Origin of the sequence: Pseudomonas sp., assembly GCF_030147005.1 — a bacterium.
Classification (GTDB): Bacteria; Pseudomonadota; Gammaproteobacteria; order Pseudomonadales; family Pseudomonadaceae; genus Aquipseudomonas.
The window spans coordinates 75,282-100,675 of the sequence record NZ_JASLAW010000095.1; the positions used below are offsets into that span (position 1 = coordinate 75,282).

Sequence of the window (25,394 nt, forward strand, 5' to 3'; positions counted from 1 at the left end):
GGTTTGAATAAAGACCCGGTACGGCTTAGTAAGCCAGGCCGAAGTCCTCTTCTTTCATGTCCATCAGGTTGGCGGCGCCCGACAGCATGGTTGCCACGTGGGTGCGGGTACGCGGCAGGATACGCTGGAAGTAGAAGCGCGCGGTCTGCAGCTTGGCGGTGTAGAACGCCTCCTCGGTGGTGCCGGCAGCCAGTTTTTCGGCGGCCAGGCGTGCCATGTCGGCCCAGAAGTAAGCCAGGCACGCGTAACCGGAGTACATCAGGTAATCCACCGAGGCGGCACCGACTTCTTCACGGTCTTTCATCGCGGCCATGCCGACCTTCATGGTCAACTCGCCCCACTCTTTGTTCAGCGCCGCCAGCGGTGCAACGAACTCTTTGACCGCGTCGTTGCCTTCGTTGGCCTGGCAGAACTTGTGGACGATCTTGGTGAAGCCCTTGAGCGCTTCGCCCTGGGTCATCAGCACTTTACGGCCGAGCAGGTCCAGCGCCTGGATACCGGTGGTGCCTTCGTACAGCATCGAAATACGGCTGTCCCGAACGTTCTGCTCCATGCCCCACTCAGCGATGAAACCGTGGCCGCCGTAGATCTGCACGCCGTGGTTGGCGGACTCGAAACCGACTTCGGTCATGAACGCTTTGGCGATCGGGGTCATGAAGGCCAGCAGGCCATCAGCCTGTTTCTTGGCTTCGTCGTCGGTGCCGTATTTGACGATGTCCACTTGCTTGGCGGTGAAGTACACCATCGCACGGTTGCCTTCGGCGAAGGCCTTCATGGTCAGCAGCATGCGGCGCACGTCGGGGTGCACGATGATCGGGTCGGCGGCTTTTTCCGGCGCTTTCGGGCCGGTCAGCGAGCGCATCTGCAGGCGGTCGCGAGCGTATTTCAAGCCACCCTGGAAACCGATCTCGGCGTGGGCCAGGCCTTGCAGCGCGGTACCCAGGCGAGCGGTGTTCATAAAGGTGAACATGCAGTTCAGGCCTTTGTTCGCCGGGCCGATCAGGTAACCGGTGGCCGCGTCGAAGTTCATCACGCACGTGGCGTTGCCGTGGATGCCCATCTTGTGTTCCAGGGAGCCACAGGTCACCGCATTGCGCTCGCCCACCGAGCCATCGGCGTTCGGCAGGAACTTGGGCACGATAAACAGCGAAATGCCTTTGGTGCCGGCCGGTGCGTCCGGCAGGCGCGCCAGTACGATGTGGACGATGTTATCGGCCATGTCGTGCTCACCGGCCGAGATGAAGATTTTGGTGCCGGAGACTTTGTAAGTACCGTCAGCCTGAGGTTCGGCCTTGGTGCGCAGCATGCCCAGATCGGTGCCGCAGTGCGGCTCGGTCAGGCACATGGTGCCGGTCCACTCGCCCGAGACCAGTTTGGTCAGGTAGGCCTCTTGCTGCTCCGGCGTGCCATGCTCGGAAATGGTGTTCATCGCACCGTGGGACAGCCCTGGGTACATGCCCCAAGACCAGTTGGCTTCGCCGACCATTTCACTTACGGCAAGGCCCAGGGATTCCGGCAGGCCTTGGCCACCGTGCTCCACGTCATGGGCCAGGCTTGGCCAGCCGCCTTCGACGAACTGTTTGTAGGCTTCTTTGAAACCGGCAGGGGTTTTAACGCCTGACTCGCTCCAGGTACACCCTTCGATGTCACCCACGCGGTTCAGCGGTGCCAGCACTTGCTCACAGAACTTGGCGCCTTCTTCGAGAATGGCGTCAACCATGTCCGGCGTAGCGTCCTGGCAAGCCGGCAGGCTCTGATAGTGCGCTTCATAACCGAGCAGTTCGTCACGAACGAAGCGAATATCACGCAAGGGGGCCTTGTAGTCAGGCATAGCGATAAACCTCTGCTGATGTATCTGGGATGAACAACCGCGTGGATGGGTCGGGGCGGTCAAACAGGTGTTTGAAACATACGTTTACGACCTGGGGTTGTCAAGCGTCAGCCAGATGCCGTCTGTCTTGATGTGGGTCAATGGCAGGCACGGCAAGGCCTGCGGCGCGATGCCACGGGATTCAAAGCGATAAGAGGTTCAACGCAGGGCACAGAACAGAGGCGGGAGCCGGGCTTGCCCGCGATGCAGGCACCTCAATGGCTCAGAGGTAAAGCTGTCGCAGGCAAGTCGGCTCCCACAGAGAAGCCGGTATGCCTGGAGAGAAGGTCAGGCGTAGGTATCGATCAACGTACCGAGCATTTCGTTCGAAGCCTTGGCGACTTTCACCCCCAGCTCCACTTGAAACTTGCCTTGGGCCATTTCGACCATATTGCTCGCCGAGTTGGACGCCTGGGCGCGATCGCTGGCCTGCAAGCGGTCGCTTTGCGCGGCCGATGGCTGGGTCGTCGCAGCACTGGCAATCTTGCCGGCGGCCTGGTCGACACGGCTCTGCCCGGCTTGAACAGTGCTCAGGCCCGAATAAAACGCACTGCTTCCAGAGATTTCCATGGCGCAAACCTGCCTTTAGAGAATCATGAACGTGGATTGAAACAGACATCCTGTCGAAAGGCCCGTTAAAAACACTAATGGCACATTGCCTTGTCGATAGTCAAAATCAGTCAAGCAAGTCAATTTCCAGGTACTCGGCCACCGCTGTTGCCCCGGCATGCTTGAGTTTCGGTACACGGCCAAGGCAAGGCGCCGGCAAACGCTCGGCCAGTGTGGCGAGGTTTTCTTCCAGACGAGAGGTCTTCGGATCAATGATATTGGCCACCCAGCCGGCCAACGGTAAACCGTCTCGTGCGATCGCTTCGGCGGTGAGCAACGCATGGCTGATACACCCCAGACGCACCCCCACCACCAGAATCACCGGTAGCTTGAGCGCAATGGCCAGGTCCGACAGGTTGGCTTGGTCGGCCAAGGGCACGCGCCAGCCGCCCGCGCCTTCGATCAAAGTGAAGTCCGCGTTATGCGCCAGAATCCGCTGCATCGGGTTGAGCAGCGATTGCACCGTCAGCGCGACATCCGCCTCACGGGCGGCCAGATGCGGCGCAATCGCCGGTTCGAACGCCACCGGGTTGACCTCGGCATAGGTCAACGGCAATGAACATTCGGCGAGCAGCGCCAAGGCATCGGCATTGCGCAACCCCTGGGGCGTCATCTGGCAGCCGGAGGCGACGGGCTTCCCCGCCGCCGTGCTTTTGCCGGCTTGGCGCGCGGCATGCAGCAGGCCGGCAGCGATGGTGGTCTTGCCCACATCGGTGTCGGTGCCGGTGATGAAATAAGCAGCGCTCATAGTGGTTTCTCCAGCACGGCGTACACCACCTGGTAAGTGGCGGGCAGGCCGTGGGCCTGACGAAACTGCTCGTAAGCCTGCACCAGCGCCACAATCCGCGCGCGGCCCGTCAAGCCGCCGGGGCGGCCCGGGTTGAGGTTATGCGCGCCCAAGGCTTTCAATTCGTGGGTCAGGCTGCGCACGTCCGGGTAATGCAGCACATGGGCGCGCCGTTCCAGGCCCGCCACCCGAAAACCGCTGGCTGCGCACAGCTGTTGATAAGCCTCGAAGGTGCGGAAACGGTTGACGTGAACCCAGCCATCCGCCGCGCGCCAGCTTTCGCGCAACTCATCCAACGTGCCCACGCACAGGCTGGCAAAGGCGAGCACGCCGCCCGGTTGCAGCACGCGAAAGGCCTCACTGAGAACGGCTTCGAAGTTTGCACACCACTGCACCGCCAGGCTGGAAAAAACCAGCTCGAAGCTGTCAGCTTTGAGCGGCAGGCGTTCTGCGTCGCCTGCAATGAAGTGCCGCGCGCCACCTAAAGGCCGCGCATGGTTGAGCATGCCTTCGGCGATATCCAGCGCCGTGCCGTGGCTGGCAGGTAGCCGTTCATCCAATGCACGGCTGAAATAGCCCGTGCCACAGCCCAGGTCGAGCCAGCGCTGTGGCGAAAGGCCCGTTGGTAGCCGAGCAAGCAGTGCATGCCCTACCGTCCGCTGCAACTCGGCCACGCTGTCGTAACTGGCCGCGGCCCGGGAGAACGAAGCCGCCACCTGGCGCTTGTCCGGCAAGGCGCCCGGCAGATGAGGGTGGGATAGATCAGTCATCGACGCACTCATGCAAAAAAGCCTGGATAGCCCCCGCTACGCCGTGGGGGTCCTCCAGAAGAAAAGCGTGACCGGCCTGTTCAATCAGGCCGATTTCCACATCGGGCAGCAGCGCCAGCAGGTCGCTGGCGGCTTCGGCGGGCACCAGCCCATCCTGACCGGCAAACAGGTGCAGTTGCGGCCCGCGAAAAGCCTGCAAGGCGGCGCGGGTGTCCAATTGGGCGAGCAATTCCAGGCCGGGCATCAACACGCTGGGTGAAGTGTTCGGCGCCCCGCTGACCAACAGGCGCGACAGCCCGCGCGGGTCGGCCGCGCCCTTGGCGCACAACAGGCCAAAGCGCTTGAGGGTGACCTGGGAGTCGGCGTGGCAACCGGCGAGGAACGCGTCGAACGTTTCGGCGGGCATGGCATGCGGCCAACCGTCATGGGCGACAAAGCTCGGGTTGCTCGCCAGGGTGAGCAAGCCGCAGCAACGCTCAGCGCGTCGTGCCGCCAGCTCTGAAGCGAGCATGCCGCCCAGGGACCAGCCACCGAGCCAGACATTGTCCGGCAGCGTGGCATCCAGTTCGTCGAGCCATTCGGTCAAGTCGCTGGAATCCAGTGCCGGCAAGGGTTCGATCTGCACCCGCAGGTGTTCATTCAAGCCGTGCAACGCCGCAGCCAGCGGCTCCAGCGGCGATACACCCAGGCCCCAGCCGGGCAGCAACACCAGTCGATCACGCATGCTCGGGCTCCGTGGCGTTTAACAACCGGAAACACGCCTCCAACGCAGTTAACAATAGCTGTACCTGGGCCGCGCTGTGGGCCGCCGTTAACGTCACGCGCAAACGGGCGCTGCCGGCGGGCACGGTCGGCGGGCGGATCGCGGTCACCATCAACCCGCGCTCGCGCAGCATCTGCGACAGGCGCAGGGCTCGCGCGCTGTCGCCAATCAGGATCGGCTGAATCGGCGTGAAACTGTCCATCAGCGCCAGGCCGATCTGCTCGGCGCCCTGGCGAAACTGGCGGATCAAACCGTTGAGGTGCTCGCGGCGCCAATGCTCGGTGCGCAGCAGCTCCAGGCTTTTCAGGGTGGCGCAGGCCAGCGCGGGTGGCTGGCTGGTGGTGTAGATGTACGGCCGGGCGAACTGGATCAGGCTTTCGATCAGTTCTTCACTGCCCGCCACAAAGGCCCCGGCGGTGCCGAACGCTTTACCCAGGGTGCCGACCAGTACCGGCACATCCTCCCGGCTCAAGCCGAAATGTTCGACGATCCCCGCGCCGTTGGCCCCCAGCGGGCCAAAGCCGTGCGCGTCATCCACCATCAACCAGGCACCTTTGGCCCTGGTTTCACGGGCCAGCGCCGGCAAATCGGCGAGGTCGCCGTCCATGCTGAATACGCCATCGGTCACCACCAGCGTGTTCCCGGTGGCTTTCTCCAGGCGCTTGGCCAGGCTGTCGGCGTCGTTATGCAGGTAACGGTTGAAACGTGCCCCGGACAACAACCCGGCATCGAGCAACGAAGCATGGTTGAGACGATCTTCCAGTACCGTATCGCCCTGCCCCACCAACGCGGTGACCGCGCCGAGGTTGGCCATGTAGCCGGTGGTAAACAGCAACGCACGCGGGCGCCCGGTCAGGTCGGCCAGGGCTTCTTCCAGTTCATGGTGCGGTGTGGCGTGGCCCACCACCAAATGCGAAGCGCCGCCGCCCACGCCCCAGCGGGACGCACCGGCGCGCCAGGCCTCGATCACCTGCGGGTGGTTGGCCAGGCCCAGGTAGTCGTTATTGCAGAAGGCGAGCAGCGGCTTGCCGTCCACCACCACTTCGGGGCCCTGGGGGCTCTGCAGCAAGGGGCGTTGACGGTAAAGGTGTTCGGCACGGCGGGCAGCGAGGCGCGCGGTGAGATCGAAAGACATGCAAGCCTCGATTTAACAGGTTCAACTCGGTCAAAACTGTGGGAGCTGGCGTGCCTGCAATGACGGCGCCCCATTCAACATTGATGTGCCAGACAAACCGCTATCGCAGGCAAGCCAGCTCCCACATTTGGATTGCATTTCAATCAAACGGCGGCGGCGTTGTAGAACTGCTCGGTGCTCTTCTGTTCCACCAACGCCTGCTCGATCGCCGCCTGGTGCACTTCATCGGCGTGCTCTTCACGCGCCTCCGGCAGAATCCCCAGGCGCGAGAACAGTTGCATGTCCTTGTCCGCTTGCGGGTTGGCGGTGGTCAGCAGCTTGTCGCCGTAGAAGATGGAGTTGGCGCCGGCAAAAAACGCCAGGGCCTGCATCTGCTCGTTCATCGCCTCACGGCCGGCCGACAGGCGCACGTGGGATTGCGGCATCAGGATGCGCGCCACCGCCAGCATGCGGATGAAGTCGAACGGGTCGATGTCCTCGGCGTTCTCCAACGGCGTACCGGCCACCTTGACCAACATGTTGATCGGCACCGACTCCGGATGCTCCGGCAGGTTGGCCAGTTGGATCAGCAGGTTGGCGCGGTCATCGAGGGACTCGCCCATGCCGAGAATGCCGCCGGAGCAGATCTTCATCCCCGAGTCACGCACGTATGCCAGGGTTTGCAGGCGTTCGGCGTAGGTGCGCGTGGTGATGATCGAACCGTAGAATTCCGGCGAGGTATCGAGGTTGTGGTTGTAGTAGTCGAGGCCGGCCTGGGCCAGGGCTTCGGTCTGGTCCTGATCGAGACGGCCGAGGGTCATGCAGGTTTCCAGGCCCATGGCCTTCACGCCTTTGACCATCTGTAACACGTAGGGCATGTCTTTGGCCGAGGGGTGTTTCCAGGCGGCGCCCATGCAGAAACGCGTCGAGCCGATGGCCTTGGCGCGGGCGGCCTCGTCGAGGACCTTCTGCACTTCCATCAGTTTTTCTTTTTCCAGGCCGGTGTTGTAGTGGCCCGACTGCGGACAATATTTGCAATCTTCCGGGCAGGCGCCGGTTTTGATCGACAGCAGGGTGGATACCTGCACGCGGTTGGCGTCGAAATGCGCGCGGTGCACGGTCTGCGCCTGGAACAACAGGTCATTGAACGGTTGCACGAACAGGGCTTTGACTTCGGCCAAAGACCAATCGTGACGCAGGGTGGCAGAGGTGCTGGCGCTCATGGGCGATTCCTTGATTATGCTTTGGCTAACGCTGCGGGAAGGGCAATACCCACAGGCACGACACGGATGCTCGGCATATTTAAGGAAGATTCATGCACTGTCAACCAACCTACAAACACCAGGTTTACATCTGGTTAAAAAGCGTACAAACCTGCTTGATCTGCGATGAACGCGCTGAAAGCGCCGATTGTGTATGCAACGCCTGCGAAACCGAGCTGCCCTGGCTGAGGGAGCAATGTGAAGTCTGCGCGCTGCCGTTACCGTTGGACGGGCTGGTCTGCGGCCAATGCCAGAAACAACCGCCCGCCTATAAACACGTGATCGCGCCCTGGACCTACAGTTTTCCGGTCGACAGCCTGATCAGCCGGTTCAAGCATCAGGCGCGTTGGCCGTTGGGGCACCTGCTGGGACGCTTGCTCGGGCGATTTCTGCAACATCGGTTTGAGAACGCCGAACTTACCCGCCCCGATTGCCTGTTGCCGGTGCCGATGCCACCCAAACGTCTGCGCCAGCGTGGCTATAACCAGGCCGTGATGCTGGCGCGCTGGCTCAGCACCGACCTGAACATCCCCTACGATGAACATCTGTTGTTACGTCCCCATGAAACCATTGCCCAACAAGACCTCGACGCCAAGACGCGCAAACGCAACCTGCGAGATGCGTTCGCCCTGGCACCCGGCGCCTGCGTGCACGGTCGTCACCTGGCGCTGGTGGACGACGTGCTGACCACTGGCGCCACCGCCCACAGCCTGGCGCGGCTACTGATGAAAGCCGGTGCGCGCCAGGTCGATGTGTATTGCCTGGCCCGCACGCCAAAACCTGGCGCGTGACTTGACTCCCGTGCCGCTGGGCGGCAACGTCGGCTCACTACAGCCAAGCGTATCCACATGCCTCTGCCCTCGCCGCTCAGCCAGCACATCATCCGCCGCCCCCAGCGCATTGCCCTGCTGGGGCATATCGCCGAGCAGGGTTCCATCACCCGTGCCGCCAAAAGTGCCGGCTTGAGCTACAAGGCCGCCTGGGACGCCATCGATGAACTGAACAACCTGGCGCAAAAGCCGCTGGTTGCGCGCAGCGTCGGCGGCAAAGGCGGTGGCGGCGCCACGCTGACGGCCGAAGGTGAACGGGTGTTGCGCCTGTATCAACGTCTGCAAGCGCTGCAAGCCGAAGTACTCGCCACAGACGAAGCGGCCCGCGACTTCAACCTGCTGGGCCGCCTGATGTTGCGCACCAGTGCGCGCAATCAACTGCACGGCCAGGTCAGCGCCATCGAGCGCCATGGGCGTAATGACCGGGTCCGCCTGGAACTGGCTGGCGGCCTGCACCTTGATGCACAGATCACACACGACAGCACGCAACGGCTCGAGCTTGAGCCCGGCGTGGAAGTGGTTGCCCTGATCAAGGCCGGCTGGCTGGAATTGTTGGCAATCGGGCAAGCCGCAACACTTGGACACAATTGCATGAGCGGTGTGATCGAGACCATTCTCGACGCTGAGGACGGCCCCAGCGAAGTGCGCATCGGCCTGGCAAACGGCCAGGTGCTGTGTGCCCTGGCGCAGCCCGCCGCGCTCACCGCACTCAATGCCGCGCAAGGCCAGCCGATCCAGGCTCAATTCGCCCCTGGCAATGTACTGCTGGGCACCCCGGTGTAGCCGGCACGCGCCATCAAACTGCAACAATCTCGTCATGCGCGCTCCTTAAGGTGTCTGCAAAAACCGTAGGGAGCCTGACATGAGCCTATTAGAAGAAAACCAAGCCACTGACCTTGAACACATGGTCGGCCTCACCCGTCGCCGCTTCATCGGTGCCGGCGCCCTGTGCGGCGCCGCGATGTTCCTGGGCGGCAACCTGCTCAGCCGCAGCGCCCTGGCCGTGAACGCCGCTTCCGCCAGCCCGTTGCTGGGCTTTGCCGGCATCGCCGCCGCCACCAGCGACACCATCACCCTGCCGCCCGGTTACAGCGCCTCGGTGCTGATCAGCTGGGGCCAGCCCTTGAGCAGGCACGCACCGGCCTTCGACCCCTCCGGCAACGGCACCGCCGAGGCTCAGGAACAGCAGTTCGGCGACAACAATGACGGCATGAGCCTGTTTCCCTTCCCAGGCGACGACAACCGTGCCTTGATGGCGATCAACAACGAATACACCAACTACCGCTACCTCTACGCCCACGGCGGCGCGCCGCAATCGGCCGAAGAGGTGCGCAAGGCCCTGGCCAGCGAAGGCGTGTCGGTGATCGAAATACAGCGCAAGGGCGATACCTGGCAGTTCGTTGAGGACTCGCGCTACAACCGACGCATTCACGGCAACACGCCGATCCGCCTGAGCGGCCCCGCCGCCGGCCACGACTGGCTGAAAACCAGCGCCGACAACACCGGCGAGAAAGCCTTGGGCACTTTCCAGAACTGCGCCAACGGCAAAACCCCGTGGGGCACTTACCTCACCTGCGAGGAGAACTTCACCGACTGCTTCGGCAGCAGCAACCCCCAGCAAACCTTCGACGCCGGGCAAAAGCGCTATGGCGTCATCGCCGCCAGCAAAGACATCCACTGGCACACCCACGACCCGCGCTTCGACATGGCCAAGAACCCCAACGAACTCAACCGTCACGGCTGGGTGGTGGAAATCGACCCGTTCGACCCGCAATCCACCCCGGTCAAACGCACCGCCCTGGGCCGCTTCAAGCACGAAAACGCCGCCCTGGCCGAAACCCGCGACGGGCGCGCCGTGGTGTACATGGGCGATGACGAGCGCGGCGAGTTCATCTACAAGTTCGTCAGCCGCGATCAGATCAACCACAACAACCCGAAAGCCAACAAGGATCTGCTCGATCACGGCACGTTGTACGTGGCGATCTTCGACGCGGGCGATGGCGATGCCGACCATCCCAAGGGCAAAGGCCAATGGGTCGAGCTCACCCATGGCAAAAACGGCATCGATGCCAAAAGCGGCTTTGCCAACCAGGCCGAAGTGCTGATTCATGCACGCCTGGCCGCCAGTGTGGTGAAAGCCACGCGCATGGACCGCCCGGAATGGATCGTGGTCAGCCCCACCGACGGCCAGGTCTACTGCACCCTCACCAACAACGCCAAGCGCGGCGAAGACGGCCAGCCGGTGGGCGGGCCCAACCCGCGTGAGAAGAACGTCTATGGCCAGATCCTGCGCTGGAAGGCCGACGCCGATAACCACGGCGCCACGGACTTCACCTGGGACCTGTTCGTGGTCGCCGGCAACCCCGGCGTACACGCGGGCTCGGCGAAGGGCGGTTCGTCCAACATCAACCCGCAAAATATGTTCAACAGCCCGGACGGCCTGGGGTTCGACAAGGCCGGCCGCCTGTGGATTCTCACCGACGGCGACTACAGCAACGCGGGCGACTTCGCCGGCATGGGCAATAACCAGATGCTCTGCGCTGACCCCGCCACCGGAGAAATTCGCCGGTTCATGGTAGGACCGGTGGCCTGCGAAGTGACCGGGATCAGCTTTTCGCCGGATCAGAAAACCCTGTTTGTGGGTATTCAACATCCGGGGGAAACCGGGGGTTCGACCTGGCCGGAGCATCTGCCCAATGGCAAGCCGCGCTCGTCGGTGATGGCGATTCGGCGCGATGACGGTGGAGTTGTCGGCGCCTGATAGACCTCTTCGCGGGCAAGCCCGCTCCCATACCTGACTGTATTCAGCGTTCAGCCTGTGGGGGCGGGCTTGCCCTAATGCCAGTCAGTTAAGACAGAACCGGTCCCTGTGGCGAGGGAGCCTGCTCCCGCTGGACAGCGTAGCAGTCCCCTTTTTGGGGCCGCTTCGCGCCCCAACGGGAGCAAGCTCCCTCGCCACAGGTCGCAGGTTTTTCTGCTTTAGCGCTTAACTGACCGGCATTAGGGCTTGCCCGCGAAGGCGCCCGTACACCCGCCCCCTATCTCTCGCCGTGTGCGTTACCATAGCCGGCCGGACGCGGCGACCTGCTGCGCGCAGGAGCACGCATGGCCCATCCTTTTGAAACACTCACCCCTGACCTGGTGCTCGACGCCGTCGAAAGCATCGGTTTCCTCAGTGATGCCCGCATCCTGGCGCTCAACAGCTACGAAAACCGCGTGTATCAGGTGGGCATCGACGATTCCGAACCCCTGATCGCCAAGTTCTACCGGCCCCAGCGCTGGACCAACGAAGCGATCCTGGAAGAACACCGCTTCACCTTCGAACTGGCTGAATGCGAAGTGCCGGTGGTCGCCCCGCTGATCCACAACGGCGAAAGCCTGTTCGAGCACCAGGGTTTCCGCTTCACTTTGTTCCCACGCCGTGGCGGCCGAGCGCCGGAGCCGGGTAACCTCGACCAGCTCTATCGCCTCGGGCAATTACTCGGCCGTTTGCACGCCGTGGGTTCCACCCGCCCGTTCGAACACCGCGAAGCCCTGGGCGTGAAGAACTTCGGTCACGATTCCCTCACCACGTTGCTGGAGGGCAATTTCATTCCCAAAAGCCTGCTGCCGGCCTACGAGTCCGTTGCCCGCGACCTGCTCAAGCGCGTGGAAGAGGTCTACAAGGCCACCCCGCACAAAAACATCCGCATGCACGGCGATTGCCACCCCGGCAACATGATGTGCCGCGACGAGATGTTCCACATCGTCGACCTCGATGACTGCCGCATGGGCCCGGCCGTACAGGACCTGTGGATGATGCTCGCCGGGGATCGCCAGGAATGCCTGGGCCAACTGTCGGAATTGATGGACGGCTATCAGGAGTTCCACGATTTCGACCCACGTGAACTGGCCCTGATCGAACCCTTGCGCGCCCTGCGCCTGATGCACTACAGCGCCTGGCTGGCGCGGCGTTGGGACGACCCGGCCTTTCCCCACAGCTTCCCGTGGTTTGGCAGCGAGCGCTATTGGGGCGACCAGGTGCTGGCGTTGCGTGAGCAGCTCTCGGCCCTGAACGAAGAACCGCTCAAACTCTTCTGACCGCCTCCCACATAAAACAAAGCAGATCCCATTGCCTGACAAATATCCTTACAATCGCGCTTTGTTAGCTGCCTAAGCAAGGATTCTGCAATGCAAGCCGCCACCCCCCGCAAGGGGTACATCCTGGGTCTGAGCGCCTATGTCACCTGGGGTCTGTTCCCGCTCTACTTCAAAGCCATTGCCAGTGTGCCCGCCGCCGAGATCATCGTGCATCGTGTGCTCTGGTCGGCGCTGTTCGGCGGTTTGCTGCTGATGGTGTGGAAACACCCGGGATGGTTCCGCGAGCTGCGTGACAACCCCAAGCGCCTGGCGATCCTGGCGCTCAGTGGTTCGCTGATCGCCGCCAACTGGCTGACCTATGTGTGGTCGGTCAACACGGGGCGCATGCTTGAAGCGAGCCTGGGTTATTACATCAACCCGCTGGTGAACGTACTGCTGGGCATGCTGCTTCTGGGCGAACGCCTGCGTCGCCTGCAATGGGTGGCCGTGGGTTTGGCGGCGGTCGGTGTGGCGCAACAGGTGTGGCAAGTCGGTAGCTTGCCGTGGGTGTCGCTGGTGTTGGCGCTGACGTTTGGCTTCTATGGGCTGATCCGCAAGCAGGCGCCCGTCAAAGCGCTGCCGGGGCTGGTGGTGGAAACCTGGATGCTGGTACCGATTGCCATCGCGTGGTTGCTGTTCAACCCGACGGCGCACAGTGCGCAAATGGAGTTCTGGAGCACCTCGCAGGCCTGGTGGCTGGTAGCCGCAGGGCCTGTCACGCTGATCCCGCTGGTGTGCTTCAACGCCGCCGCGCGGCATTTGCCCTACACCGCATTGAGCTTTCTACAGTACGTCGCGCCAACATTGGTGCTGTTGGAGGCCGTGCTGCTGTTCGGCGAACACCTGGCGCCAAGCACGCTGATCACCTTCGCCTTCATCTGGACCGGCCTGGTTATCTACAGCCTGGACGCCTGGCTGACCATGCGCAAACGCTGATCAAAAAACGCACAACTGCCTGCAAGCCACAGGATTAGTGGCTTGCAGCGATTCACCCCAAGGTTATCCACAACCTGATCCCCGCCATTTGTGCACAAGCCCTTGAAACTGCTCGTTTTTTGCGCAATTGGCGAAGAGCCACGGCCAGCGTGGCCTGGCGTCGGGTCTCTACAGGTTATCCACAGGCCCATGCAAGATTTCCATGCATAACCTCACCCGAGGTTATTCATCGTTGCGCAGTTCCACCATCAGGTCGTCCGCCAGGGTTTCCAGAGATGCCTGCAAAGTCTCCAGGGATAAGGTTGAGGGCACTTGCAACAAGGCCTCGGCGTTGAACAGCGGATCGCCGCTCATCGGGGCCGGGCGCACATCGGTGCTCAAGCGCTCCAGGTTGACGCCCTGCTTGCTCAACAACGCGGTGATCTCCCGCACGATGCCGGAGCGATCGTTGCCCACCAGGGTCATCACAATCGGTTTGGAGGCCGGAGCCTGCCCCGAACTGCCCTCACCCACCAGCACGCGAATGCCGTGTGTGGATAAATCCTCCAGCGCCCCCACCAGCGCCTGGCGACGCTCGGCAGGAACACTCACGCGCAAGATCCCGGCGAACTGCCCGGCCATATGAGCCATGCGGCTTTCCAGCCAATTGCCATCGTGGGCAGCGATGTTCTGCGCGATGCGTTCAACCAGGCCGGGTTTGTCGGCGGCAATAATTGTGAGTACAAGATGGTCCATGGCACAGTCCCCTCGATTGGTTGATATCGATTATAGGCACACACCTTGCGGGAGCGGGCTTGCTCGCGAAAGCGCAGGGTCAGCCCGCGAATCTGCTGGCTGACACAGCGTATTGGCGAGCAAGCCCGCTCCCACATAAGCCAGCGCCAGCCGATCAGTCGGACAACAAATCGTGTACCATTTTTATATTTATCTGGAACAATCCAATAGTTTTTTGAGAACATCCGGTTCTCCGCTGTGACCGTACGACCAAAGTGGGTCGCTAAACGACGTATTTAGTCTAATTTTCACAACCGCAAGTCATCATGTAGTATGCCCAACCGTGCACTACATAATGAAAATCTGAAAAAGCGCATAAGCTCCGCAGAGTGAGGCAAGCAATGACTGAACACGTTCAAGTCGGTGGCCTGCAGGTCGCCAAAGTCCTGTTCGACTTCGTGAACAACGAAGCCATTCCCGGTACCGGCATCACTGCCGACCAGTTCTGGGCCGGTGCCGACAAGGTCATCCACGACCTGGCCCCGAAGAACAAAGCCCTGCTCGCCAAACGCGACGATTTCCAGGCGCGCATCGATACCTGGCACCAGACCCATGCCGGCCAGGCCCACGACCCGGTGGCCTACAAAGCCTTCCTGCAAGACATCGGCTACCTGCTGCCAGAAGCGGCAGACTTCCAGGCCTCGACCCAAAACGTCGACGACGAAATCGCGCGCATGGCCGGCCCTCAGTTGGTGGTGCCGGTGATGAACGCCCGCTTCGCCCTCAACGCCTCCAATGCGCGCTGGGGCTCGCTGTATGACGCGCTGTACGGCACCGACGCCATCAGCGAAGCCAACGGCGCTGAAAAGGGCAAGGGCTACAACAAGGTGCGCGGCGACAAAGTCATTGCCTTCGCCCGTGCGTTCCTCGACGAAGCCGCGCCGCTCAGCGCCGGCAGCCACGTTGACGCCACCGGCTACAAGATCGTCGACGGCACGCTGATCGTCAGCCTCAAGGGCGGCAGCAACAGTGGCCTGCGTGACGATGCGCAGTTGATCGGTTTCCAGGGCCCCGCGGCCGAGCCGATTGCGATCCTGCTCAAGCACAACGGCCTGCACTTCGAGCTCCAGATCGACGCCAGCACCCCGGTCGGCCAGACCGACGCCGCCGGCGTCAAAGACGTGCTGATGGAAGCCGCACTCACCACCATCATGGACTGCGAAGACTCCGTCGCCGCCGTGGATGCCGACGACAAAGTGGTGATCTACCGCAACTGGCTCGGCCTGATGAAGGGCGACCTGGCCGAAGAAGTGGCCAAGGGCGGCAAGACCTTTACCCGCACCATGAACCCTGACCGCGTCTACACCGGCGCGGACGGCAACGACGTGACCCTGCACGGCCGTTCGCTGCTGTTTGTGCGCAACGTTGGCCATTTGATGACCATTGACGCGATCCTCGATAAAGACGGCAATGAAGTGCCGGAAGGCATCCTCGACGGCCTGCTCACCAGCCTGGCCGCAATCCACAGCCTCAACGGCAACAGCACGCGCAAGAACAGCCGCACCGGCTCCGTGTACATCGTCAAACCGAAGATGCATGGCCCGGAAGAAGCGGCGTTTACCAACGAGCTGTTCGGCCGCATCGAAGATGTGCTGAACCTGCCGCGTAACACGCTGAAAGTCGGGATCATGGACGAGGAACGCCGCACCACGGTCAACCTCAAGGCGTGCATCAAGGCCGCCAGCGAGCGTGTGGTGTTTATCAACACCGGCTTCCTCGACCGTACCGGCGACGAAATCCACACCTCCATGGAAGCCGGCGCGATGGTGCGCAAGGCCGCGATGAAATCCGAGAAGTGGATCGGCGCCTATGAAAACTGGAACGTCGACATCGGCCTGAGCACCGGCCTGCAAGGTCGCGCGCAGATCGGCAAAGGCATGTGGGCCATGCCCGACCTGATGGCGGCGATGCTCGAGCAGAAAATCGCCCACCCCTTGGCCGGCGCCAACACCGCTTGGGTGCCCTCGCCAACGGCAGCTGCCTTGCACGCGTTGCACTATCACAAGGTTGATGTATTCGCCCGCCAGGCCGAACTGGCCAAGCGCGAACGCGCCTCGGTGGACGACATCCTCACCATTCCTCTGGCCGGCACCACCGATTGGTCCGAAGAAGAGATCCGCAACGAACTGGACAACAACGCCCAGGGCATCCTCGGCTATGTGGTGCGTTGGATCGACCAGGGCGTCGGCTGCTCCAAAGTGCCGGACATCAACGACGTGGGCCTGATGGAAGACCGCGCCACCCTGCGCATCTCCAGCCAGCACATCGCCAACTGGTTGCGCCACGGCATCGTCAACGAAGCCCAGGTGATGGAAAGCCTCAAGCGCATGGCGCCGGTGGTGGACCGTCAGAACGCCGGGGATGCGTTGTACCGCCCGCTGGCACCGGACTTCGACAGCAACATCGCGTTCCAGGCGGCGGTGGAGTTGGTGATTGAGGGGACTAAACAGCCTAACGGTTATACCGAGCCGGTGTTGCACCGCAGGCGTCGGGAGTTCAAGGCTAAAAACGGCCTGTAAATGAAAAAGCCCTGATCGAGAGATCAGGGCTTTTTCAGTTTAGCGGCGTGAATACGGTCAGGTGCGCGCGCTGGCTTGCCTGCGAAGAGGCGACTCTCACCACCGGAATCAGGACGTCATCCCCAACTCCCGCTTGACCAGCGTCAACAACTTCGCGCTATCAATGGGCTTGAGCAAAAAATCCACCACGCTCAAATGCATTGCGTCGATCACATCCGGCGCCTCCGCGTCCCCCGACATGATGATGATCGGCAGCGCCGCACGGGTTGACTCACGCACTTGGCGGATCAACTCCAGGCCGTTACTGGGCCGCATGCGCAGGTCGGTGATCAACAAACCGATGGAGCTGCTCGACGTCAATAAATGCCATGCCGCTTCACCACTGTTGGCGGTCATGCAGCGAATGCCGTCCAGCCCGAGGATTTCCGCCAGCAGTTCACGCGCATCTTTGTCGTCGTCCACGATCAATACGCGTTGGGGCGGTAAATCAGGCTCCAGCATCACGGCGCTCAGCGCCTCGCGCTCGGCATCACTCAAAATATCGTGGTCGGACATACATTTCTCAGCAATTTTCTTCAATCCTCCAGCACAGATGTCAGACATCGCTGGAAGGGCGTTCAATGTGCACTTCGTCGGAAAGTTTGGCTAGTGGGCGTTCCATGGGTTTTGGACGATAGCCTCGTAAGGTTTTTCCCTAGTTTGCGCAGGTTTCAACGACCTAGACTTACGTCCAATGGGCACCCGCCGCGCAGGGGTCGACCATGCAGCACGATAACGACAAAAAAACTGCGGTCACTGTTATGAGTAAAGCTGATGCTTTCACGCAGGCGGGTAAAACCGCCGTGTTGCAGAACATCCACGGCACCCTGCAATTGCTGCAACGCTTCCCGCCGTTCAATCAGATGGAAAACGCGCACCTGGCGTTTCTGGTGGAGCAGTGCCAACTGCGCTTCTATGGCCCCGGCGAAAGTATCCTCAAACCGTCGGGCGGGCCGGTCGAGCATTTTTATATCGTCAAGCAAGGCCGCGTGGTCGGCGAGCGCCCGGACTCGACGGACACCACCTTCGAAATCACCACGGGCGAGTGCTTCCCCCTCGCCGCCTTGCTCGGTGAGCGCGCCACTCGCACCGAGCACAAAGCCGCCGAAGACACCTTTTGCCTGCAACTGAACAAGATGGCGTTCATCAAGCTGTTCGCCCTGTCCAGCCCGTTTCGTGACTTCGCCCTGCGCGGAGTCAGCAGCCTGCTCGACCAGGTCAACCAGCAGGTGCGGCAAAAAGCCGTGGAAACCCTCGGCACCCAATACTCGTTGAACACCCACCTCGGCGAACTGGCCATGCGCCACCCGGTCACGTGCAGCCCGGACACCGCGCTGCGCGAAGCGGTGACGCTGATGCACGAGCAGCAAGTCGGCAGCATTGTGATTGTGGATGAACACAAGGCGCCGCTGGGCATCTTCACCTTGCGCGACCTGCGCCAGGTGGTGGCCGACGGTACCAGTGATTTCAGCCAAGGCATCGCCGGCCATATGACCCAGGCGCCTTTCTTTTTGAGCCCGGACCACACCGCGTTCGACGCGGCGATCGCCATGACCGAGCGGCACATCGCCCATGTGTGCCTGGTGAAAGACCAGCGCCTGTGTGGCGTGGTATCGGAGCGCGATCTGTTTTCCCTGCAGCGCGTCGACCTGGTGCACCTGGCGCGTACCATCCGCAACGCGTCCCGGGTCGAGCAACTGGTGGCGATCCGCGGCGAAATCGGCCAACTGGTCGAGCGCATGCTGGCCCACGGCGCGTCGTCCACCCAGATCACCCACATTATTACGTTGCTTAACGATCACACCGTGTGCCGGGTAATCGAGCTGACCCTGGCGGAAAAAGGCGACCCCGGCGTGCCCTTCAGTTGGCTGTGTTTTGGCAGCGAAGGCCGTCGCGAACAGACGCTGTACACCGATCAAGACAACGGCATTCTGTTCGAAGCCAAAGACGCCGTTGAAGCCGCCGACATTCGCGAACGCCTGTTGCCCCTGGCGCAGCAGATCAACCAGAGCCTGGCGCTGTGCGGCTTCAGCCTGTGCAAGGGCAATATCATGGCCGGCAACCCTGAGCTGTGCCTGTCACGGGGCGAGTGGGCCCGGCGTTTTGCCGCGTTCATTCGCGAAGCAACGCCGGAGAACCTGCTGGGTTCAAGTATCTATTTCGACTTGCGGGTGGTGTGGGGCGACGAGCAGGGTTGCGAGCAACTGCGTCAGGGCATTCTGGATCAGGTGGCGGATAACCGGCTGTTCCAGCGCATGCTCGCCGACAATGCCTTACGCCAGCGCCCACCCGTAGGGCGCTTTCGCGAATTTGTGCTGACGCGCAAACATGGTGAAAAAGCCACCCTTGATCTCAAGGTGCAGGGCCTCACGCCGTTTGTCGACGGTGCGCGCCTGCTGGCCCTGGCCCATGGCGTCCACGCCAACAACACCCTGGAGCGGCTGCGCCAGTTGGTCGCTAAAGACGTGATCGAGCCGCTCGATGGCGCCGCGTATGAAGAGGCCTATCACTTCATTCAACAAACCCGCATGCAGCAGCACCAGGTACAGACGCGGGAAAACCAGCCGTATTCCAACCGCGTCGATCCCGACAGCCTCAACCACCTCGACCGGCGCATCCTGCGCGAATCCCTGCGTCAGGCCCAGCGCCTGCAAAGCAGCCTGGCCTTGCGGTATCAACTGTGAGCCTGTTCAGTTGGCTGCGCACGAAAAAACCCATGCTCGACGCGGCGCAGCAGCAACGCCTGGCCCAACTGCGCCTGCCCGCAGCGCTGGGCACCGGCTCGTTGCGCAGCCAGCGCTGGGTGGTGGTCGACCTGGAAACCAGCGGCCTGCACCTCAACCGCGACCAGGTGCTGTCCATCGGCGCCGTGGTGATCGAGGACGGTGCGGTGGACTTCTCGCAGATGTTCGAACGCACCCTGCAACGCACCGCCACCAAACCCAGCCCCAGCGTGCTGATCCACGGCCTCGGCCCCAGCGCCATCGCGGCCGGCAGCGACCCGGTGGACGCGCTGCTGGATTTCATGGCGTTCGTTGGCGACAGCCCGCTGCTGGCCTTCCATGCGCCGTTCGATCAACACATGCTGGGCCGGGCGCTCAAGGAGAGCCTGGGTTATCGCCTGGCCCATGTGTTTCTCGATGTGGCCGATATCGCCCCGCTGCTGTGCCCTGAGGCGAACATTCGTGAAGCCGGGCTGGATGAATGGATCAACCATTTCAGGTTGCAGGTGGGCGAGCGCCATCACGCCAGCGCCGATGCACTGGCGACGGCAGAGCTGATGTTGATCTTGTTCAGCCGCGCGCGCCAGCAACACATCGACACGCCCCAGGCGCTGCAAGAGCGCTTGAACCAATGGCGGCGGCGTAAACAGGCGCCCTCTTTCTAGCGCACACGGGAACAATCGCCCGACGGAAGCCAATTGCGCGCACCCGGCGCCTCTGCGACAATCGCGAATAATTCTCGTTAGTTTAAACTTTATTCGGTGATGCCTTGTCGTCGGCCCAGACCCCACACAGTGAGCTTGTTGGCGCGTTGTATCGCGACCATCGTGGCTGGCTGTTGGCCTGGCTGCGGCGCAACGTCGCCTGCCCGAGCCGCGCCGAAGACCTGAGCCAGGACACCTTCATGCGCCTGCTGGGCCGTGACGAACTGCGCGCCCCTCGCGAGCCACGCGCCTTTCTGGTTGCGATCGCCAAGGGCTTGCTGTTCGACTACTTCCGCCGCGCCGCACTGGAACAGGCCTACCTCACCGAATTGATGCTGGTCCCGGAAAGCGAACACCCTTCGCCCGAAGAACAGCAGCTGATCCTTGAAGACCTCAAGGCCATCGACCGCCTGCTCGGCACGCTGTCGAGCAAAGCCCGCGCCGCCTTCCTCTATAACCGCCTCGACGGCCTGGGCCATGCAGAAATCGCCCAGCGCCTGGGCGTGTCGGTGCCGCGCGTGCGCCAGTACCTGGCCCAGGGCATTCGCCAGTGCTACATCGCGTTGTATGGCGAACCGTCGTGACCGTGATCAGCGCCAAACCGGTTTCGGCCCGCGTGCTGGACGCCGCGATTGCCTGGCAACTGTCCCTCGATTCCGGCGACGGCAGCGCGGTGGAGCAGGAAGAATTCGCCAAGTGGCTGGCCAGCGATGAAGAACACGCCCGCGCCTGGCGCCAGCTGGGCATGCTCGACCAACGTTTCAGCGCAGCGTCCGGCCCCGCGCGGGCTGCGTTGTTGCAGTCCCGCCAAAGCGTTCGCCAGCGCCTGCGCAAACTGGGCCGTGGCCTGGCGAGTATCGTGCTGGTGTGCGGGCTGGCGTTGTTTGCCGGTGAGCGGTATGTGCCCATCCACTATTGGCTGGCCGATCAACGCACCGCCACCGGCGAGCAGCGCACGATCAAGCTGGCTGACGGCACCCGGATCAATCTCAACACCCATAGCGCCATCGACGTGCGTTTCGACGATAAACGCCGTTTGATCGTGTTGCAGGAAGGCGAAATCCTCGTCGAAACCGGCCACAACGATGCGCGCCCGTTCTATGTACAAACCCGCGACGGCAGCCTGCGGGCGCTGGGCACGCGGTTTATCGTCAGGCGCGAAGACGAGGCGACGCGTCTGAGCGTGCTGCAATCGGCCGTGGCCGCCCAGCCCCAGGCGCTGCATCAGGAGCAGGTGTTCAAACAAGGCCAGCAAGTGCTGATGCGCAGCGACGGCCTCGGCCCCCTGCTTGCCGTGCCCCCGGCCACCGACGCCTGGACCCGCGGCATGCTGGTGGTCGACAACGCCCGCCTGGGCGATGTGGTGGCTGAACTCGGGCGTTACCGCACCGGCCATTTGGGTGTGGATGACAACGTAGCCGACTTGCGCATCACCGGCAGCTTCCCACTGCACGACATCACCCTGGCGCTCAATGCGTTGTTGCCGACCCTGCCGGTGCGGATCGAGCAGCACACGCCGTGGTGGGTGACGGTCAAGGGTAAACCTTAGGTTTTGAAGTGCCTGAGCTATTGCTTTCGCAGGCCAGCCGGCTCCCCCATTTTGATCTGTGAGCACATTGAATTGTGGGAAAGGGCTTGCCTGCGATGAGGCCCCGCGGGACGCCCGAGAAAAAATATTTTCACCCCGCCCTATCACTTTTCGATTCTCGTCCGGCACCTAGGCAATTGAGAAATATTTCCATTCAGGAGCCGCCCATGTCCCGCACGCTAGACACTTTGTTGCGCCCCAGCCTGTTAGCCGTGGCGATCGCCCTGGGCGCTCCGCTGGTCAGCACCGCGCTGATCGCCGCCGAACAGGCCACCAACGTGCGCGCCTACAACCTGCCGGCAGCACCGCTGGCCTCCACCTTGAACCAGATCGCCAGCCAGGCCGGCCTCGCGCTCACGCTCAACCCGTCACTCGCCTCGGGCAAAACCTCGGCACCGGTCAAGGGCCAGTTCGATGCGCAGGGCGCATTGCGTGAAGCGTTGCGGGGGACGGGGTTGCAGCTGGAGCAGAGCAGCGCCGGGACGTTCACCCTGGTGGCAACGCCGGACGGTGTGGTGGCGTTGCCGGAAACCAGCATTATCGGGCAGGGCAATTATGAGAGTGCCTGGGGGCCGGTGGAGGGCTACCTGGCCAAGCGCACCGCCGCCGGCAGCAAGACCGACACCGCGCTGGTCGAGGCGCCACGTTCGATCTCGGTGGCCACCCGCGAGCAAATGCAGGATCGCAACGTGCAGAACCTCGACGACGCGGTCAAATACATGCCCGGCATCGTGTCCGCCAGCTACGGCAGCGACACCCGCTATGACTGGATGCGTGTACGCGGTTTCGAGCCCACCCAGTTCCTCGATGGGTTGCCGCTGCCCCGTGGCGTATACGCCAACCCGAAAGCCGAAACCTGGAACCTTGACCGCCTCGCCCTGCTGCGCGGCCCGGCCTCCTCGGTCTACGGCCAGACCCCGCCGGGCGGCCTGCTGGACATGGTCAGCCGCCGTCCCAGCGCGGAATCGAGCCACGCTATCCAGGTGCAATACGGCAGTGACAACCACCGCCAGATCAATTTCGAAAGCACTGGCAAGATCGATGATGAGGGCCAGTTTCTTTACAGCGTTGGCGGCGTAGTACGCGATGCCGGTACCCAGGTCGATCACATCGACAACAAGCGCTACAACATCGCGCCGAGCCTGACTTGGAATATCGATACCGACACCAAGCTGACGTTGCTATCGCAGTTCACCCGTGACGATACCGGTGCCACCAGCCAGTTCCTGCCGATCCAGGGCACCAAAATCAAATCGCCATTGGGTGACATTTCCCACCATAAAAACCTGGGCGATCCTGACTACGAATTCTATGACCGAACTTACTACGCTCTAGGCTATGCCTTCGAACACCGTTTCAACGACACCTGGCAGTTCAAGCAGAACCTGCGCTACACCAAGTCGGAACTGGCTTTCCAGCAATTGACAGTGGGCTCATTCGCCTTCTCGCCAGCGGACGCGGCCGGCAATATCAGCCGCTCGTCGACCAACGTGAACGAGGACATCGGCCAGTTCGCGGTGGATAACAATTTCCAGGCGGATTTCGCCACGGGCGATATCCGCCACACGTTGCTGCTTGGCCTGGATCACCAGCGCACCGATACCTCATACCTGTCGATTTTTGGTCCCGCCGGAACGATCAACATCTTCAATCCGATCAATACCCAGCCGGTCGTGCGGCCAGCGCGCTCCACGGCGTTCTATGACTACGACCAGAAAACCATCCAGACCGGCCTCTACGTGCAGGACCAGATGGCGCTGGACAACTGGCGCCTGACCCTGGGCGGCCGCGAAGACTGGGTGCACCAGGGCACCACGTACTTCAACAAGAACGATGCGACCAACACCGATCGCAGCAAGAACTTCAGTGGCAACGCGGCGCTGAGTTACGTGTTCGACTCGGGCTTCGTACCGTATATCTCCTACGCCGAATCGTTCCAACCGGCGAGCAACGCCAGCGTCTCCCCCACCGAGTCGTATAAACCCACCGAGGGCAAGCAGTGGGAGCTGGGGATCAAGTACCAACCACCGGGCTCGAACACGCTGCTGAGTGCGGCGGTGTATGACCTCACCCAGAAAAACGTGCTAGTCACCAGCTTCCAGTCCGGCGGCGTGTCACTCACCGACCAGACCGGCGAAGTAAAGGTCAAGGGCCTGGAGCTGGAAGCCATCTCTGACGTCACCGAAAACCTCAAGGTGATCGCGGCGTATACCCTGGCCAAATCCGAAGTGCAAAAAGGCGATTTCAAAGGCAACCGCCTGCAGCTGATGCCCAACCAGCAAGCCTCGCTGTGGACCGACTACACCTGGCACACCGGCGCGCTCGACGGTTTCGGCATCGGCTTTGGCGCCCGCTACACCGGCAACACCTATGGCGACCAGGCCAACACCTGGTCCGGCAAAGCCAACGCCTATACCGTGTTCGACGGCGCCGTGCACTATGACCTCGGCCGCCTGGACAACAGCCTTAAAGGCGCGTCGGTGAAAGTGAACGCGACCAACCTGTTCAACAAGGACTACATTTCCACCTGTGACGGTTCCTATTGCTACTTCGGCGACCAACGCAGCGTCGTCGCCAGCGCCACGTACCAGTGGTAATCGGCTGAGTTAACAACCAGGCCGTCCCACAGGGGCGGCTTTGGTGTGTCTGAAGGCTAGAACATGAAAAGCAAAACCATCCGCCGCTGGTCCTTCATCCACACCTGGACCAGCCTGATCTGCACCGTATTCCTGCTCCTGCTCGCCCTTACCGGCCTGCCGCTGGTGTTTCACCACGAGATCGACCACCTGCTGGGCAACGAACCCGAGCTCAAGCAAATGCCGGCCGACACGCCGCAGCTCAATCTCGAGCAACTGGTGGCCAAGGCCCAGGCCCATCGCCCCGGCGAGGCCATGCAGTACCTGGCCTGGGACGAGGACGACAAGAACGGTGTGGTCGCGATCATGGCCGCCACGGCCGGCACCGAGCCGAATGCGTCCCACACCTTCATGCTCGATGCCCGTACCGGCGAAGCGGTGCAGATGCCGTCAGCCAATGGCGGGCTCACCCTGTTCCTGCTGCGCCTGCATGTGGACATGTTCGCCGGGCTGCCGGGCAAGCTGTTGCTCGCGTTCATGGGCCTGCTGTTTGTGCTGGCAATTATCTCGGGCACGGTGCTGTACCTGCCGTTCATGCGCCGCTTGAAGTTCGCCACCGTGCGCCAGGACAAATCCACTCGCCTGCGCTGGCTCGACCTGCACAACCTGATCGGCGTGGTCACCCTGACCTGGGCACTGGTGGTGGGCGTGACCGGCGTGATCAGCGCCTGCGCCGACCTGATCATCGCCGCCTGGCGCCAGGACAGCCTCGGCGCCATGATCGAACCTTATAAAAACGCACCGCCGCTGACCCAGCGCGCACCCGCCAGCGAATTGCTGAGCATCGCCGCCCGCGCCGCGCCCGGCATGCAACCGGACTTTATCGCCTTCCCCGGCACGCGCTTCTCCAGCGAGCATCACTACGCCGTGTTCATGAAGGGCACTACCCACCTCACCTCCCACCTGCTCACCCCCGTATTGATCGACGCCAGCACCCTGGCCGTGACCGCCGTCGCCGAACGGCCCTGGTACATGGACGCCATGGGCATGTCCCAGCCGCTGCACTTCGGCGACTACGGCGGCATGCCGATGAAAATCCTCTGGGCGCTGCTGGATGTGCTGACCATCATTGTGTTGATCAGCGGGATTTATCTATGGATTGTGCGGCGCAAGGCGGGCAAGCCATGAAGCCCAGGCAGTCGAGTTTCTGGAAGGTGTTCGGCATTCCACTGGGGATTGCCCTGCTCAGCGCCGCCGGGTTATTTGCCGCGCTGCTGGGGGATGGGTGGTGGGATTCGTTGAGTTGGATGGGGTTGGGAATACCGGCACTTATCGCAGGTTTCGCATTATTGCGACGCTAGTGGTTGCAGGGCAGGCTACCGAATCACGGTAGGCCTGCGATCAGCAAATG

22 protein-coding genes are annotated in these 25,394 nt (G+C 62.2%); 13 read left to right on the top strand and 9 right to left on the bottom strand.

All coding sequences use genetic code 11. The features are described 5' to 3' along the window. Positions 1–25: 25 nt before the first annotated feature. The 7 genes from Q1V60_RS09040 to bioB all read right to left on the bottom strand — a co-directional run bounded on the left by Q1V60_RS09040 (position 26) and on the right by bioB (position 7,136). Positions 26–1,831, bottom strand: a complete 1,806-nt coding sequence (locus tag Q1V60_RS09040; protein WP_300629437.1) for a phenylacyl-CoA dehydrogenase — start codon at positions 1,829–1,831, stop codon at positions 26–28. Between the two features lie 327 nt (positions 1,832–2,158). Beyond that, entirely contained in the window at positions 2,159–2,440 is a 282-nt protein-coding gene (locus Q1V60_RS09045) for a pyrroloquinoline quinone biosynthesis protein PqqE (RefSeq protein WP_300629440.1), read from the bottom strand. 106 nt (positions 2,441–2,546) lie between these two features. Next, positions 2,547–3,227: a dethiobiotin synthase gene (bioD, locus tag Q1V60_RS09050; RefSeq protein WP_300629442.1), complete on the bottom strand. Its 681-nt coding sequence runs from the start codon at positions 3,225–3,227 to the stop codon at positions 2,547–2,549. Further along, positions 3,224–4,036 (bottom strand): malonyl-ACP O-methyltransferase BioC, encoded by an 813-nt coding sequence (bioC, locus tag Q1V60_RS09055; RefSeq protein ID WP_300629445.1) that lies wholly within the window; start codon positions 4,034–4,036, stop codon positions 3,224–3,226. The genes bioD and bioC overlap by 4 nt, the downstream gene beginning before the upstream one ends. Continuing rightward, entirely contained in the window at positions 4,029–4,760 is a 732-nt protein-coding gene (locus Q1V60_RS09060) for an alpha/beta fold hydrolase (protein ID WP_300629447.1), read from the bottom strand. The genes bioC and Q1V60_RS09060 overlap by 8 nt, the downstream gene beginning before the upstream one ends. Further along, on the bottom strand, positions 4,753–5,934 hold the full coding sequence (gene bioF / locus Q1V60_RS09065) for an 8-amino-7-oxononanoate synthase (protein ID WP_300629449.1): 1,182 nt from the start codon (positions 5,932–5,934) through the stop codon (positions 4,753–4,755). Before bioF ends, Q1V60_RS09060 begins: the two co-directional genes overlap by 8 nt. A gap of 143 nt (positions 5,935–6,077) precedes the next feature. Next, complete coding sequence (gene bioB / locus Q1V60_RS09070; RefSeq protein ID WP_300629452.1) at positions 6,078–7,136, bottom strand: biotin synthase BioB; 1,059 nt, start codon at positions 7,134–7,136, stop codon at positions 6,078–6,080. 92 nt (positions 7,137–7,228) lie between these two features. On the opposite strand from bioB, the gene Q1V60_RS09075 reads away from it, so the two are divergent. The 5 genes from Q1V60_RS09075 to rarD all read left to right on the top strand — a co-directional run bounded on the left by Q1V60_RS09075 (position 7,229) and on the right by rarD (position 13,060). Next, positions 7,229–7,966 (top strand): ComF family protein, encoded by a 738-nt coding sequence (locus tag Q1V60_RS09075; RefSeq protein ID WP_300629454.1) that lies wholly within the window; start codon positions 7,229–7,231, stop codon positions 7,964–7,966. 57 nt (positions 7,967–8,023) lie between these two features. Then, a complete protein-coding gene (locus tag Q1V60_RS09080; protein WP_300629456.1) occupies positions 8,024–8,788 on the top strand; it encodes a TOBE domain-containing protein in 765 nt (254 codons plus the stop codon). A 79-nt stretch (positions 8,789–8,867) separates the two neighbouring features. Further along, entirely contained in the window at positions 8,868–10,766 is a 1,899-nt protein-coding gene (locus Q1V60_RS09085) for a PhoX family phosphatase (RefSeq protein WP_300629458.1), read from the top strand. Between the two features lie 344 nt (positions 10,767–11,110). Then, a complete protein-coding gene (locus tag Q1V60_RS09090; protein WP_300629461.1) occupies positions 11,111–12,085 on the top strand; it encodes a serine/threonine protein kinase in 975 nt (324 codons plus the stop codon). A 90-nt stretch (positions 12,086–12,175) separates the two neighbouring features. Then, positions 12,176–13,060, top strand: a complete 885-nt coding sequence (rarD, locus tag Q1V60_RS09095) for an EamA family transporter RarD (protein ID WP_300629462.1) — start codon at positions 12,176–12,178, stop codon at positions 13,058–13,060. A 222-nt stretch (positions 13,061–13,282) separates the two neighbouring features. Here the strand turns inward: rarD and Q1V60_RS09100 are convergent, their stop codons facing one another. Beyond that, positions 13,283–13,795, bottom strand: coding sequence for an ACT domain-containing protein (locus tag Q1V60_RS09100; protein WP_300629463.1), 513 nt, complete (start codon positions 13,793–13,795; stop codon positions 13,283–13,285). Positions 13,796–14,175: 380 nt separating this feature from the next. Between Q1V60_RS09100 and Q1V60_RS09105 the strand changes: the two genes are divergently transcribed. Further along, positions 14,176–16,353 (top strand): malate synthase G, encoded by a 2,178-nt coding sequence (locus tag Q1V60_RS09105; protein ID WP_300629465.1) that lies wholly within the window; start codon positions 14,176–14,178, stop codon positions 16,351–16,353. Positions 16,354–16,461: 108 nt separating this feature from the next. Here Q1V60_RS09105 and Q1V60_RS09110 read toward each other — a convergent pair whose 3' ends face one another. Then, complete coding sequence (locus Q1V60_RS09110; RefSeq protein ID WP_300629467.1) at positions 16,462–16,908, bottom strand: response regulator; 447 nt, start codon at positions 16,906–16,908, stop codon at positions 16,462–16,464. Positions 16,909–17,153: 245 nt separating this feature from the next. On the opposite strand from Q1V60_RS09110, the gene Q1V60_RS09115 reads away from it, so the two are divergent. From Q1V60_RS09115 to Q1V60_RS09145, 7 genes are all read left to right on the top strand, one after another. Continuing rightward, positions 17,154–19,076, top strand: coding sequence for a putative nucleotidyltransferase substrate binding domain-containing protein (locus Q1V60_RS09115; protein WP_300629470.1), 1,923 nt, complete (start codon positions 17,154–17,156; stop codon positions 19,074–19,076). Further along, on the top strand, positions 19,073–19,780 hold the full coding sequence (locus Q1V60_RS09120) for a 3'-5' exonuclease (RefSeq protein WP_300629472.1): 708 nt from the start codon (positions 19,073–19,075) through the stop codon (positions 19,778–19,780). The genes Q1V60_RS09115 and Q1V60_RS09120 overlap by 4 nt, the downstream gene beginning before the upstream one ends. 104 nt (positions 19,781–19,884) lie before the next feature. Beyond that, the gene (locus Q1V60_RS09125) at positions 19,885–20,403 is read left to right on the top strand and encodes an RNA polymerase sigma factor (RefSeq protein ID WP_300629474.1); all 519 of its coding nucleotides are present in this window, start codon (positions 19,885–19,887) and stop codon (positions 20,401–20,403) included. Continuing rightward, on the top strand, positions 20,400–21,368 hold the full coding sequence (locus tag Q1V60_RS09130) for a FecR family protein (protein ID WP_300629476.1): 969 nt from the start codon (positions 20,400–20,402) through the stop codon (positions 21,366–21,368). The genes Q1V60_RS09125 and Q1V60_RS09130 overlap by 4 nt, the downstream gene beginning before the upstream one ends. Before the next feature lie 206 nt (positions 21,369–21,574). After that, positions 21,575–24,004, top strand: coding sequence for a TonB-dependent siderophore receptor (locus tag Q1V60_RS09135; RefSeq protein WP_300629478.1), 2,430 nt, complete (start codon positions 21,575–21,577; stop codon positions 24,002–24,004). Between the two features lie 63 nt (positions 24,005–24,067). After that, positions 24,068–25,171, top strand: a complete 1,104-nt coding sequence (locus tag Q1V60_RS09140; protein WP_300629480.1) for a PepSY-associated TM helix domain-containing protein — start codon at positions 24,068–24,070, stop codon at positions 25,169–25,171. Continuing rightward, entirely contained in the window at positions 25,168–25,344 is a 177-nt protein-coding gene (locus tag Q1V60_RS09145; protein WP_300629481.1) for a hypothetical protein, read from the top strand. Before Q1V60_RS09140 ends, Q1V60_RS09145 begins: the two co-directional genes overlap by 4 nt. Positions 25,345–25,394: the final 50 nt, after the last annotated feature.